General features: G+C 51.3%; 12 protein-coding genes and 1 other annotated feature. Of the genes, 6 read left to right on the plus strand and 6 right to left on the minus strand.

Going from position 1 to position 12,956, the window contains the following annotated elements; translation table 11 throughout:
- Window positions 1-286: 286 nt before the first annotated feature.
- From clpB to rluD, 3 genes are all read right to left on the minus strand, one after another.
- Window positions 287-2,860, minus strand: coding sequence for an ATP-dependent chaperone ClpB (gene clpB, locus N7E69_RS02485; RefSeq protein ID WP_001235092.1), 2,574 nt, complete (start codon window positions 2,858-2,860; stop codon window positions 287-289).
- A 129-nt stretch (window positions 2,861-2,989) separates the two neighbouring features.
- A complete protein-coding gene (gene yfiH / locus N7E69_RS02490; RefSeq protein ID WP_000992639.1) occupies window positions 2,990-3,721 on the minus strand; it encodes a purine nucleoside phosphorylase YfiH in 732 nt (243 codons plus the stop codon).
- A complete protein-coding gene (gene rluD, locus N7E69_RS02495; RefSeq protein WP_000079130.1) occupies window positions 3,718-4,698 on the minus strand; it encodes a 23S rRNA pseudouridine(1911/1915/1917) synthase RluD in 981 nt (326 codons plus the stop codon). The genes yfiH and rluD overlap by 4 nt, the downstream gene beginning before the upstream one ends.
- A 131-nt stretch (window positions 4,699-4,829) precedes the next feature.
- On the opposite strand from rluD, the gene bamD reads away from it, so the two are divergent.
- From bamD to pheA, 4 genes are all read left to right on the plus strand, one after another.
- A complete protein-coding gene (gene bamD, locus N7E69_RS02500) occupies window positions 4,830-5,567 on the plus strand; it encodes an outer membrane protein assembly factor BamD (protein ID WP_000197660.1) in 738 nt (245 codons plus the stop codon).
- Window positions 5,568-5,838: 271 nt separating this feature from the next.
- Window positions 5,839-6,177 carry a ribosome-associated translation inhibitor RaiA gene (gene raiA / locus N7E69_RS02505; protein ID WP_000178449.1) on the plus strand — a complete coding sequence of 113 codons (339 nt, stop codon included), beginning with the start codon at window positions 5,839-5,841 and terminating at the stop codon, window positions 6,175-6,177.
- Window positions 6,178-6,279: 102 nt separating this feature from the next.
- Window positions 6,280-6,405 (plus strand) — a sequence feature (Phe leader region).
- A complete protein-coding gene (gene pheL / locus N7E69_RS02510) occupies window positions 6,281-6,328 on the plus strand; it encodes a pheA operon leader peptide PheL (protein ID WP_010989056.1) in 48 nt (15 codons plus the stop codon). (Overlaps the previous feature by 48 nt.)
- Window positions 6,406-6,427: 22 nt before the next feature.
- Complete coding sequence (pheA, locus tag N7E69_RS02515) at window positions 6,428-7,588, plus strand: bifunctional chorismate mutase/prephenate dehydratase (RefSeq protein ID WP_000200077.1); 1,161 nt, start codon at window positions 6,428-6,430, stop codon at window positions 7,586-7,588.
- On the opposite strand, the gene N7E69_RS02520 is transcribed toward pheA, so the two are convergent.
- From N7E69_RS02520 to aroF, 3 genes are read right to left on the minus strand one after another with little or no spacing between them, the layout of a single operon-like run.
- Window positions 7,549-8,457 carry an SMP-30/gluconolactonase/LRE family protein gene (locus N7E69_RS02520; protein WP_000210984.1) on the minus strand — a complete coding sequence of 303 codons (909 nt, stop codon included), beginning with the start codon at window positions 8,455-8,457 and terminating at the stop codon, window positions 7,549-7,551. The two genes, pheA and N7E69_RS02520, sit on opposite strands and share 40 nt — an antisense overlap.
- Before the next feature lie 57 nt (window positions 8,458-8,514).
- Window positions 8,515-9,636 carry a bifunctional chorismate mutase/prephenate dehydrogenase gene (tyrA, locus tag N7E69_RS02525; RefSeq protein WP_000225188.1) on the minus strand — a complete coding sequence of 374 codons (1,122 nt, stop codon included), beginning with the start codon at window positions 9,634-9,636 and terminating at the stop codon, window positions 8,515-8,517.
- 9 nt (window positions 9,637-9,645) lie between these two features.
- Window positions 9,646-10,716, minus strand: coding sequence for a 3-deoxy-7-phosphoheptulonate synthase AroF (gene aroF / locus N7E69_RS02530; RefSeq protein ID WP_001168062.1), 1,071 nt, complete (start codon window positions 10,714-10,716; stop codon window positions 9,646-9,648).
- A 439-nt stretch (window positions 10,717-11,155) separates the two neighbouring features.
- On the opposite strand from aroF, the gene N7E69_RS02535 reads away from it, so the two are divergent.
- Together N7E69_RS02535 and dgcN are read left to right on the plus strand one after the other, a co-directional pair.
- The gene (locus N7E69_RS02535; RefSeq protein WP_001212379.1) at window positions 11,156-11,674 is read left to right on the plus strand and encodes a YfiR family protein; all 519 of its coding nucleotides are present in this window, start codon (window positions 11,156-11,158) and stop codon (window positions 11,672-11,674) included.
- Window positions 11,667-12,887: a diguanylate cyclase DgcN gene (dgcN, locus tag N7E69_RS02540; protein ID WP_001030986.1), complete on the plus strand. Its 1,221-nt coding sequence runs from the start codon at window positions 11,667-11,669 to the stop codon at window positions 12,885-12,887. The genes N7E69_RS02535 and dgcN overlap by 8 nt, the downstream gene beginning before the upstream one ends.
- Window positions 12,888-12,956: the final 69 nt, after the last annotated feature.

Here is a 12,956-nt window from a genome sequence, read left to right on the forward strand (position 1 = left end):
GTCGCGAGGTGGCGTATATTACGCTTTCCTCTTTTTGAGTCAAGCCTTTATTTTCGCTTTCCTCACAGGCTTCTTAACGAAGCCTTTCTGACCCGGCGGCCTGTATGCCGTTGTTCCGTGTCAGTGGTGGCGCATTATAGGGAGTTATTAGAGCCTGACAAGACCTAAATGCAAAAAAAAGCTCAACCGTTCACTTTTCAAACAACATTTGAACCAAAAGCCTATTTTCGCCTGGTTTTTAGACAAAAACGAGCCCGTCAGGGCCCGTTTTATTCAAATTTGTGACTTACTGCACTGCCACAATACGATCATCATTGGCTTCAAGGCGAATCACTTTGCCAGGAACCAGTTCACCAGACAGGATTTGCTGCGCCAGTGGGTTTTCGATCTGCTGTTGAATAGCACGTTTTAACGGACGCGCCCCGTAGACCGGATCGTAACCGTTGGCGCTCAACAGTTTCAGCGCCTCGTCGGAGATATGGATTTCATAACCACGTTCTTCCAGACGTTTGTACAGACGCTGCAGCTGGATCTGAGCAATAGAAGCGATGTGTTGCTCACCTAACGGATGGAATACCACAACTTCATCAATACGGTTGATAAATTCCGGACGGAAGTTTTGGCTAACCACACCCAGCACCATCTCTTTCATTCGACCGTAATCCAGTTCGCCAAAGCGCTCCTGAATGAGATCGGAACCGAGGTTAGAAGTCATAATGACCACCGTATTACGGAAGTCGACCGTTCTCCCCTGCCCGTCAGTCAGCCGACCGTCGTCCAGCACCTGCAACAGAATGTTGAATACATCCGGATGCGCTTTTTCTACTTCATCCAACAAGATGACGGAATAAGGACGACGGCGTACCGCTTCCGTCAAATAACCGCCTTCTTCATAGCCGACATATCCCGGAGGCGCCCCGACCAAACGAGACACGGAGTGTTTCTCCATAAACTCGGACATATCGATACGCACCATCGCGTCGTCGCTGTCGAACATAAAGTTAGCCAGCGCTTTACACAGTTCGGTTTTACCGACCCCCGTCGGCCCAAGGAACAGGAAGGAACCAATCGGACGGTTCGGATCGGACAGCCCCGCGCGGCTACGACGTATGGCGTTCGATACTGCTTCAACGGCTTCATTCTGCCCGATCACACGGCTGTGTAACTCTTGTTCCATACGCAACAGTTTTTCACGTTCGCCTTCCAGCATTCTGGCAACCGGAATACCGGTCCAGCGCGCCAGCACTTCGGCAATTTCCGCATCCGTTACTTTGTTACGTAACAGACGCATGGTTTTACCTTCCGACTGGGTCGCGGCTTCCAACTGTTTTTCCAGCTCCGGAATTTTGCCGTACTGCAATTCAGACATTCGCGCCAGGTCGCCAACGCGGCGCGCCTGCTCGATGGCAATCTTCGCCTGCTCCAGCTCCGCTTTAATAGTTTGCGTACCAGAGAGCGACGCTTTTTCCGCTTTCCACTCTTCTTCCAGCTCAGAATACTGGCGCTCTTTGTCGTCCAGTTCTTCGTTGAGCATATCGAGACGTTTTTTACTCGCCTCGTCAGACTCTTTCATCAACGCCTGCTGTTCCAGTTTGAGCTGAATAATACGGCGGTCGAGCCTGTCCAGCTCCTCCGGCTTAGAGTCAATCTGCATACGAATGCTGGATGCCGCTTCATCGATCAGGTCGATAGCTTTATCCGGCAACTGACGGTCGGCGATATAGCGGTGAGATAATGTTGCCGCCGCCACAATCGCCGGGTCAGTGATCTGCACATGGTGGTGCAGCTCGTAACGTTCTTTCAGGCCACGCAGAATAGCAATGGTGTCTTCCACTGAAGGTTCTGCGACAAACACTTTTTGAAAACGACGTTCCAGCGCCGCGTCTTTTTCAATGTACTGACGGTATTCATCCAGCGTGGTGGCGCCCACACAGTGCAGTTCACCACGCGCCAGCGCCGGTTTCAGCATATTCCCGGCGTCCATGGCGCCATCGGCCTTACCTGCGCCAACCATCGTGTGCAGCTCGTCAATAAACAGGATGACGTTGCCTTCCTGTTTCGCCAGATCGTTCAGCACGCCTTTCAGACGCTCTTCAAATTCGCCGCGATATTTCGCCCCGGCCACCAGCGCGCCCATATCCAGCGCCAGTACGCGGCGACCTTTTAAGCCTTCAGGGACTTCACCGTTAATAATGCGCTGCGCCAGTCCTTCAACAATTGCCGTTTTACCGACCCCTGGCTCACCGATTAACACCGGGTTATTTTTAGTACGACGTTGCAGTACCTGAATGGTACGGCGAATTTCTTCATCACGACCAATTACCGGGTCAAGCTTACCTTGTTCAGCCCGCTCGGTCAGATCGACGGTATATTTTTTCAAGGCCTGACGTTGGTCTTCAGCCCCTTGATCGTTCACGCTTTCACCTCCGCGCATCTGTTCAATTGCCTGAGTGATATTGGCCGTGGTCGCACCGGCTGATTTCAGCAGATCGGTTAACGTGCCGCGAGACTCAAGCGCCGCCAGAACAAACAGCTCTGACGAAATAAAATTGTCTCCCCGTTTTTGCGCCAGCTTGTCGCAAAGGTTCAGTACGCGTACCAGTTCCGAAGAAGGCTGTACGTCGCCGCCGGTGCCTTCCACCTGCGGTAAACGGCTCAGCGCCTGATCGATAGCGGTGCGCAACTGGCCAGCATTAATGCCGGCGGAGGTTAATAAAGGACGTATCGATCCCCCTTCCTGGTTCAGCAAGGCGCTCATTAAATGAAGAGGTTCGATGAATTGGTTGTCGTGCCCCAGCGCGAGCGACTGGGCATCGGCAAGAGCAAGCTGGAATTTGTTAGTAAGACGATCCAGACGCATAACTCCTCCCATAACAGGTCAAAATTGCTACTGGAGATTAAATGAGGTCATCCCTCAATTATTCAAGGTGAATGACCTGAATTATGTGAAAAGAAAGTTACCCGTACCGGATCGTCTTGATTCTTTAGGTTATATCAGCCAAATAAAACTTGCCATACGACCTGTCGTCTTGTCGCGACGATAAGAGAAGAAAGTCTCACTTTCGCTAAAGGTGCAGCGATCCCCGCCATAGACATGTTCAACGCCGGTATTCGCCAGACGTTGGCGTGCAAGCTGATAAATATCCGCCAGAAATTTTTCCCCGTGCGGCAAAAATGCGCTATCGGCTTGCGCATCTTTTGCTAAAAATGCGTCACGCACTTCCGGCCCCACTTCAAACGCGGTCGGGCCGATCGCCGGACCTAACCAGGCGATGATATTTTCTGGTTTGTCAGCAAAGCAGGTGACAGTTTCCTCCAGTACGCCTTCACATAATCCGCGCCAGCCCGCATGAGCCGCCGCCACTTCTGTTCCCTCACGGTTACAGAATAGCACAGGCAGGCAGTCTGCCGTCATTACCGCGCAGACGGTTCCTGGCGTATTGCTGTAAGACGCATCCGCACGTTTGGAGGCATAAGGTTCTCCGGTAAGCCTCAACACATTTTTACCGTGAACCTGTTCAAGCCAGACAGGTTTCGAAGGCAGATTGCCCGCCGCAAACAGACGCTTGCGGTTCTCTTCAACATGCTCCGGGTTATCGCCGCAATGCGCGCCCAGATTCAGCGAGTCGTAAGGCGGTAAACTCACCCCGCCAATACGGGTAGAACTACAGGCTGCGACGCCTTTCGGCAGCGGCCACTGCGGGACAATCAGTGCATTCATAACCAGTCCACATCATCTTTATGATCTTCAAAATCGGCGCGCATCGCATCGATAAGGTCCACCATATCTTGTGGAATCGGCGCGTGCCACTCCATTTCGATACCCGATACAGGATGGTAGAGACGCAGCATTGTTGCATGCAGCGCCTGGCGGTCAAACTTACGCAGCGTGGAAATAAATTCTTCCGATGCGCCTTTCGGTGGACGTGGACGACCACCGTAGACCTGATCGCCCACTAACGGGTGCGTAATATGCGCCATATGCACGCGGATCTGGTGCGTACGCCCGGTCTCCAGACGCAACCTAAGACGCGTGTGCACACGGAAATGTTCCATAATGCGGTAGTGGGTCACCGCCGGTTTGCCCATGGGATGCACCGACATATGGGTACGTTTGGTCGGGTGACGACTGATGGGTTCATTCACCGTTCCTCCCGCCGTCATATGTCCGATCGCGACCGCTTCATATTCGCGGGTGATCTCGCGCAGCTGCAAAGACTCCACCAGGCGCGTTTGCGCCGGAACGGTTTTGGCCACCACCATCAGCCCCGTCGTGTCCTTATCCAGACGATGCACAATGCCCGCGCGCGGGACATCCGCAATCGGCGGATAATAATGTAGCAACGCGTTCAGTACCGTACCGTCCGGGTTACCCGCGCCAGGATGTACCACCAGATCGCGTGGTTTGTTGATAACCAGAATATCGTCATCTTCATAAACAATATCTAACGGGATATCCTGCGCTTCAAAACGAATCTCTTCGTCGATCTCCGCATCAATAGCCACCCGCTCGCCGCCTAACACTTTTTCTTTTGGCTTATCGCAAAGTTGACCATTGACCAACACGCGCTGATTCAAAATCCATTCTTTTATACGCGAACGTGAATAATCCGGGAACATTTCGGCCAAAGCCTGATCTAAGCGTTGACCGAGTTGGTTTTCGGAGACCGTTGCGGTGAGTTGTACTCGTTGTGCCATATACAGCTTCTTCGTTTAACGTTGGGTTTTACGGCTTTGCCGTTTAATATAGTGTGCTATTGTAGCTGGTCTTAACCGGGAGCAGGAACAGAGAATCTCCCGTAAAACATTTTGAGGAAAGTCAAAACGTCATGACGCGCATGAAATATCTGGTGGCAGCAGCCACGTTGAGCCTGTTTCTGGCGGGTTGCTCGGGTTCAAAGGAAGAGGTGCCCGATAATCCGCCGAATGAAATCTACGCGACTGCTCAGCAAAAGCTGCAGGACGGTAACTGGAAACAGGCAATAACGCAATTGGAAGCGTTAGATAATCGTTATCCATTCGGACCGTATTCTCAGCAGGTGCAGTTGGATCTTATCTACGCCTATTACAAAAACGCCGATTTGCCGCTAGCGCAGGCCGCCATCGATCGTTTTATGCGTCTTAATCCAACGCACCCTAATATTGACTATGTCATGTACATGCGCGGCCTGACGAACATGGCGCTGGATGATAGCGCGCTGCAAGGTTTCTTTGGCGTCGATCGCAGCGATCGCGATCCGCAACATGCGCGGGCGGCGTTCAATGACTTTTCGAAACTGGTACGCAGCTATCCTAATAGCCAGTACACCACCGACGCCACTAAGCGTCTGGTATTCCTGAAAGACCGTCTGGCGAAATATGAATATTCCGTCGCAGAGTACTATACCGCGCGCGGCGCATGGGTTGCGGTCGTAAACCGGGTAGAAGGTATGCTACGCAATTATCCTGATACGCAGGCCACGCGCGATGCGTTGCCGCTGATGGAAAACGCCTATCGTCAAATGCAGCTGAATGCGCAGGCTGACAAAGTCGCGAAAATTATTGCCGCTAACAGCAAAAACACCTGAAGCAATACCAACAAGCAAAACGGCAGCCTTCCGGCTGCCGTTTTTTTATTCGATATCTGATGCAACAGAAATGATTTCACTGCAACGCATCCAGTCAAATATGGCCTGCTTTCAGCCATTCCTCAAGTAAAAGATCGCTTCTTCCTGCGATGCCTCACAAAAAGTTCGCCTTGACAAAAAGTGACAAAATAATGTGATTTACATCACACATTTTGACATTAAGAACGGTATGCTGGAATCACCAAGACGGGAAAGACAAGAGGTAAAATTTATGACAATGAACATTACCAGTAAACAAATGGAAATTACTCCGGCAATCCGCCAACATGTCGCAGACCGTCTCGCCAAACTGGAAAAATGGCAAACTCACCTGATTAATCCTCATATCATTCTGTCTAAAGAGCCACAGGGCTTTATTGCTGACGCCACCATTAATACACCGAACGGACATCTGGTCGCCAGCGCAAAACACGAAGATATGTACACCGCTATTAATGAATTGATCAACAAGCTGGAACGGCAGCTCAATAAAGTGCAGCATAAAGGCGAAGCCCGTCGTGCCACCGCATCGGTGAAAGATGCCAGCTTCGTCGAAGCAGAAGAAGAGTAGTCCCTTACATTGAGTGTATCGCCAACGCGCCTTCGGGCGCGTTTTTTGTTGACAGGATTAAAACAGTACGGGTACTGTACTTACGTACACAAAGGAAACAGTTATGAAGCTAACCCGGTTTTTCTTCGCATTCTTTTTTATCTTCCCCTGACCGGGAGGCGTTTCGTCATGTGATAAAGAATGCGAAGACGAACAAGAAGGCCTCCCCCACCGGGAGGCCTTTTTTATTGATAACAAAAAAGGCAACACTATGACATCGGAAAACCCATTACTGGCGCTGCGAGATAAAATCAGCGCTTTAGACGAAGAGTTACTGGCCTTACTGGCAAAACGACGCGCGCTGGCGATTGAAGTGGGACAAGCAAAACTACTGTCGCATCGTCCGGTTCGGGATATCGATCGTGAACGCGCGCTGCTGGACAGACTCATCCATCTCGGTAAAGCCCACCATCTCGACGCACACTACATTACCCGTCTGTTCCAGCTTATCATTGAAGACTCCGTGCTTACTCAGCAGGCGCTGCTGCAACAACATCTGAATAATACTCACCCTCATTCGGCACGTATTGCGTTTCTTGGGCCGAAAGGCTCCTATTCTCATCTCGCGGCGCGCCAGTATGCTGCACGCCATTTTGAGCAATTTATTGAGAGCGGCTGCGCAAAATTCGCCGATATTTTTCATCAGGTCGAAACCGGCCAGGCCGATTACGCCGTGGTTCCGATAGAGAACACCAGCTCCGGCGCTATCAACGATGTGTACGACTTATTGCAACACACCAGTCTGTCGATTGTCGGTGAGATGACTGTCACTATCGATCACTGCGTGCTGGTTTCCGGCGCTACAGATCTGAATACCATCGAAACGGTGTACAGCCATCCGCAGCCGTTTCAGCAGTGCAGTAAATTTTTGAGCCGCTATCCGCACTGGAAAATCGACTATACCGAGAGTACGTCGGCAGCGATGGAAAAAGTCGCGCAGGCAAACTCTCCGCGCGTCGCGGCGCTCGGCAGCGAGGCAGGCGGCATGTTGCACGGTTTACAGGTGCTGGAACGCATTGCCGCAAACCAGACGCAGAATATCACCCGCTTTCTGGTACTGGCGCGCAAAGCCATCAACGTTTCCGATCAGGTTCCGGCAAAAACCACTCTGTTAATCGCCACCGGGCAGCAAGCTGGCGCGCTGGTCGAAGCGCTGCTGGTGCTGCGTAACCACAATCTCATCATGACGAAACTGGAGTCGCGCCCCATTCACGGCAATCCGTGGGAAGAGATGTTTTATCTCGATATTCAGGCGAACCTGGAGTCGCAGGTAATGCAAAGCGCGCTAAAAGAGCTGGGCGAGATCACGCGCTCAATGAAAGTGCTTGGCTGCTATCCCAGCGAAAACGTCGTGCCGGTAGAACCTGCCTGACGTTCAATAAAACGGCTTTTCTTCATCCCTGCGACGGCTACCTGCAGGGTGAAGATGGCGCCGGAGAGCGGATAATCCGCCACTTCCTGAGCAGACATATTTTCTCTGGTAGTTGTAATAAACAGCGTTTTCATATCTGCGCCGCCAAAGCAAACCATCGTCGGACAACGTACCGGCAACCGGTACTCTTCCAGCTGCTCTCCTTGCGGTGAGAAACGCGCCACGCGCCAGCCGTCAAACATCGCGCTCCAGTAGCACCCTTCGCTATCCATCGCCGCGCCGTCGGGAAGTCCTTCTCCTTCGCCAAAATGGCGAAAAAGTTCACGCTTGCCCGGATCGCCATGCTTATCAAGTAACGTGCGGTATATCACGCCATTCGGCGTATCGGAGGTATACATCCACTGGTTATCCGGGCTGAACGCCAGGCCGTTGTGTCCCTGGATATCGCACTGGATCACTTTTGCCGTCAGGTCATGATCGATCCGCATCAGCAACGCGCCATTATAGTCACCTGGCGCCCAGAACGTTCCGGCATAAAAACGTCCATCGCCATCAGTGCCGCCATCGTTGAAACGCGCCAGTTTCGTATTAGAGGGATTGTCGCAAACCTTACGCTGCAATAATCCATTTTTATCGGCCAGCCAGATAGCATGACGCATGGCCACAATAAATCCGCCCTGCTCACGCAAGGCAAAACAGCCCACCTCTTCCGGAAACGCCAGCACGCTATGCGTCCCGCTCGCCGGATGGTAACGATGGATCTCCTGTTCCAGGATATCGGTCCAATACAGCGCGCTTTCATCCTCGCTCCATGTGGGGCATTCTGGTAAATGTCCGGCATAATCAAATAAAACGTGCGGCGTAGTCATAACGGTTCCTTAAACGAAAAAAGCCAGCAAAGCTGGCTTTTAGTATAGATGTCATCATTATGGTCGGCTGTCATTCGCCTGACGCAATAACACACGGCTTTCATTCTGGAAGCGTCTGGCATAATCGCCAAACCAGTGTTCAACTTTGCGAAAACTGTCGATAAAAGCCTGCTTATCACCTTGTTCCAGTAACCCGATCGCATCGCCAAAACGTTTATAGTAACGCTTGATAAGCGCCAGATTGCGCTCCGACGACATAATAATGTCCGCATACAGCTGCGGGTCCTGGGCGAACAGACGCCCGACCATCGCCAGCTCCAGTCGATAAATCGGCGATGATAGCGCCAGAAGCTGCTCAAGCTGGACGTTCTCTTCCGCCAGATGCAGCCCATAAGCGAAGGTAGCAAAATGGCGCAACGCCTGGATAAAAGCCATGTTCTGATCGTGCTCGACAGCGCTAATTCGGTGCAACCGAGCGCCCCACACCTGGATTTGCTCAAGGAACCACTGATACGCTTCCGGTTGACGCCCGTCACACCAGACCACCACCTGCTTCGCCAGGCTCCCGCTGTCCGGGCCAAACATCGGATGCAAGCCCAACACGGGGCCATCATGGGCCGCCAACATTGCCTGTAACGGATCGCTTTTCACCGATGCCAGATCGACCAGAATACAGTCGGACGGCAGGGGCGGCAGTTGCGCTATGACCTGTTCAGTAACATGAATCGGCACGCTGACGATCACCATTCCGGCATCGGCGACAATGTCCCTGGCGCGCGGCCAGTCCTGCTGTTCCAGAATACGGACCTGATAGCCCGACAGCGTGAGCATTTTTTCAAACAGACGCCCCATCTGTCCGCCGCCGCCCACAATGACGACCGGACGCAGAGAAGGACAAAGCGTTTTGAACCCCTTATCATTTTCGCTGGAGTAAGATTCACGCATTACCCGGCGCAGGACATCTTCAATGAGATCGGGCGGGACACCGATCGCTTCTGCTTCCGCCCGTCGTGAAGCCAGCATAGAGGCCTCACGCTCCGGCACGTAAATAGGCAGGCCAAAACGGCTTTTCACCTCGCCGACTTTGGCAACCAGTTCCAGGCGCTTAGCCAGTAAATTCAACAACGCTTTATCGACATCATCTATTTGATCGCGTAACGCGGTCAATTCAGCAACCATAACAACCTCTTATGCGACGCGCACCGCCAGCTGGCCGCTCAAATCTTTATGAATTTCACGTAACAGGGCATCGGTCATCTCCCAGCTAATACAAGCATCGGTGACGGAAACGCCATACTTCATTTCGCTGCGCGGCTGTTCGGAAGACTGATTACCCTCATGAATATTACTTTCAATCATTAAGCCAATGATTGAACGATTGCCATCTTTAATCTGCGCAACCACAGATTCGGCAACGGCTGGCTGGCGGCGATAATCTTTATTGGAGTTACCATGACTGCAATCTACCATCAGCGAAGGACGTAGTCCCGCCTGTTCCATCTCTTTTTCACACTGAGCGACATCTGCCGGGCTATAGTTTGGCGCTTTGCCGCCACGCAAAATCACATGGCCATGCGGATTTCCCTGGGTTTGCAATAACGCAACCTGACCGGCCTGGTTAATGCCAACAAAACGATGAGGTTGCGCAGCGGCGCGCATGGCGTTAATCGCTGTCGCCAGGCTGCCATCCGTGCCGTTTTTAAAGCCGACCGGCATAGAAAGACCAGACGCCATTTCGCGGTGGGTTTGCGATTCGGTTGTGCGCGCGCCTATCGCCGACCAGCTAAACAGATCGCCCAGGTATTGCGGGCTGTTCGGATCCAACGCTTCGGTCGCCAATGGCAACCCCATATTCACCAGTTCCACCAGTAGCTGACGCGCTATTTTCAACCCGGCTTCCACATCAAATGAGCCATCCATGTGAGGATCGTTAATCAGCCCTTTCCAGCCGACGGTAGTCCGCGGCTTTTCAAAATAGACGCGCATTACCAGATAGAGGCTATCGCTGACCTCTGCGGCAAGGGCTTTAAATCGACGGGCATATTCCAGAGCGGTTTCAGGATCGTGAATAGAACAAGGACCGCATACCACCAACAGACGCGGATCGCGCCCGGCAATAATGTCAGAAATGATTCCCCGGGACTGCGCTATCTGCGCTTCCTGCGCCAGGCTCAACGGAAAGGCCGCTTTAAGCTGCTCCGGCGTCATTAATACCTGTTCATCGGTGATACGTACGTTATTCAGCGCGTCTTTTTGCATGATGGCGATCCTGTCTTTTCTTGTTTGCGATAGTTGATCCTCCACGAGGATGTTTAAACCATACCACAAAAAGTAAAGATTTCAATCCATATTACGTAAAATAAACTTTACATCATGCGCAATCGTCGATTAAACCCCTCCATTTCGTATCAAAAACTTTACACAACAAGTGAATTATTTTATTCCCAGCCTCAGAAAAACGGTAAAATGAGCGATGCTCGCCATTTTTTGATTATTTTTTCTCCGCACGCATAATTTTACTTTCTGATATAGGGTGATTAATACCATTATCACAAGAATTTAATATCAGGGACGCCACTTAAATTATTCATATTATCAATAAGAAATAATGACGATATGGCAAAATAATGTTATTTTGCTACAAACAATCACGGATGTATTTTAATGCTTTACGACTGAAGATGGTGGGGACTTGTTAATGCGTTTTTCTCACCGATTTATCCTTCTGTTATCGCTATTATTAGCAAGCTTGCCTCTGTATGCTCAACGCGTCACGGAAGAAGAGAAATCCGTACGCGCCATCGTCTCCGGTATCGTCAGTTATACACACTGGCCGGCGTTATCCGGGCCGCCAAGGCTATGCATATTTTCATCTGCGCGTTTTGTCAGGGTACTTAGCGAAGAGGCTGACTGGGCTTTCCCTTATCAACCGCTTGTCATCCGTACCACACAGGAAGCCCTGAGCGCCCGCTGTGATGGTTTTTACTTTGGCAATGAATCGCCAGCTTATCAGGTGGAGTTAACGCGTCATTATCCAGTTAATGCCTTGTTATTAATTGCCGAGCAAAATACCGAATGTATTATTGGCAGCGCATTTTGTCTGATCATTAACAATGATGAAGTCAAATTTTCCGTCAACCTGGACTCCCTCTCGCATAGCGGCGTGAGAGTAAATCCAGAAGTATTAATGCTTGCACGGAATCAAAAGCATGAATAAGGAATTTTCTCTGTCCAGACCAACATTTAAACGCACACTACGGCGGATTAGTATAATCAGCGTGCTGCTTACAATGACATTGATCTGGCTATTAATTTGCGTTGCGTCTGTCCTTACGCTCAAACAGTATGCGCAAAAAAATCTCGATTTGACCGCCGCCACAATGGCCCATAGCCTTGAAGCGGCACTGGTATTTTCCGATAACGCGGCCGCAGCGGAAACGCTCGCCACACTGGGACGCCAGGGACAATTTTCAGCGGCGGAGGTCCGCGATAAAAATGGCCGTACTATCGCCTCATGGCGCTATGATTCGCGAGCCGCAGACGATAAGCTCATCGGCTTAATTAGCCACTGGCTTTTTCCATTGCCGGTATCACAACCCGTCTGGCACAACGGCAGGGCCATCGGCGAAGTACGGCTTGTCGCCCGCGACAGCCTTATTGGTCATTTTATCTGGCTATCGCTGGCAGTGCTGACAGGATGTATTCTGCTGGCATCCGGCATTGCCCTGCTGCTCACGCGTTATTTGCACAATGGCGTTGTGGATGCGCTGCAAAATATTACTGAAGTTGTACACGACGTTCGCACTAACCGAAATTTTTCACGCCGGGTACCTGATGAGCGTATTGCGGAATTTCACCTGTTTGCGCAGGATTTCAATAGCCTTCTGGATGAGATGGAAGAATGGCAGCTACGGCTTCAGGCTAAAAATGCCCAGTTACTACGTACCGCGTTGCACGATCCGCTGACGGGGCTTGCCAATCGCGCGGCATTTCGCAGCTGTATTAACGCGCTGATGAAGGACAATTCCGCTCGTAGCTGTTCGGCATTGTTATTTCTGGATGGCGATAACTTTAAATATATTAATGATACCTGGGGACATGCGGCAGGCGACCGCGTACTTATAGAGGTTGCCAAAAGATTAGCGGAATTCGGTGGTAGCCGTTATCAGACTTACCGACTCGGCGGCGATGAATTTGCGATGGTGCTTTACGATGTACATTCGGAATATGAAGTACAACGTATTTGCGCAGCGCTATCCCAGGCGTTTAATCGACCTTTTGAACTGCATAACGGCCAGCGAATAACGATGACCCTGAGTATTGGCTTTGCGCTGACATGGGAACATGCCACTGCCGAAAAACTACAAGAACTGGCCGATCGAAATATGTATCAGGCTAAACACCGGCGTGCGGAACGCTCGCTAAACTAAGGAACGGGCCTGGCCGTTTCTGACTCAGCGTTGAGACCACTGACCCAGACTAATCATGCAACCGTCTAT

Origin of the sequence: Salmonella sp. 3C, from assembly GCF_025426275.1 — a bacterium.
In the GTDB taxonomy this organism is placed as follows: domain Bacteria; phylum Pseudomonadota; class Gammaproteobacteria; order Enterobacterales; family Enterobacteriaceae; genus Salmonella; species Salmonella enterica.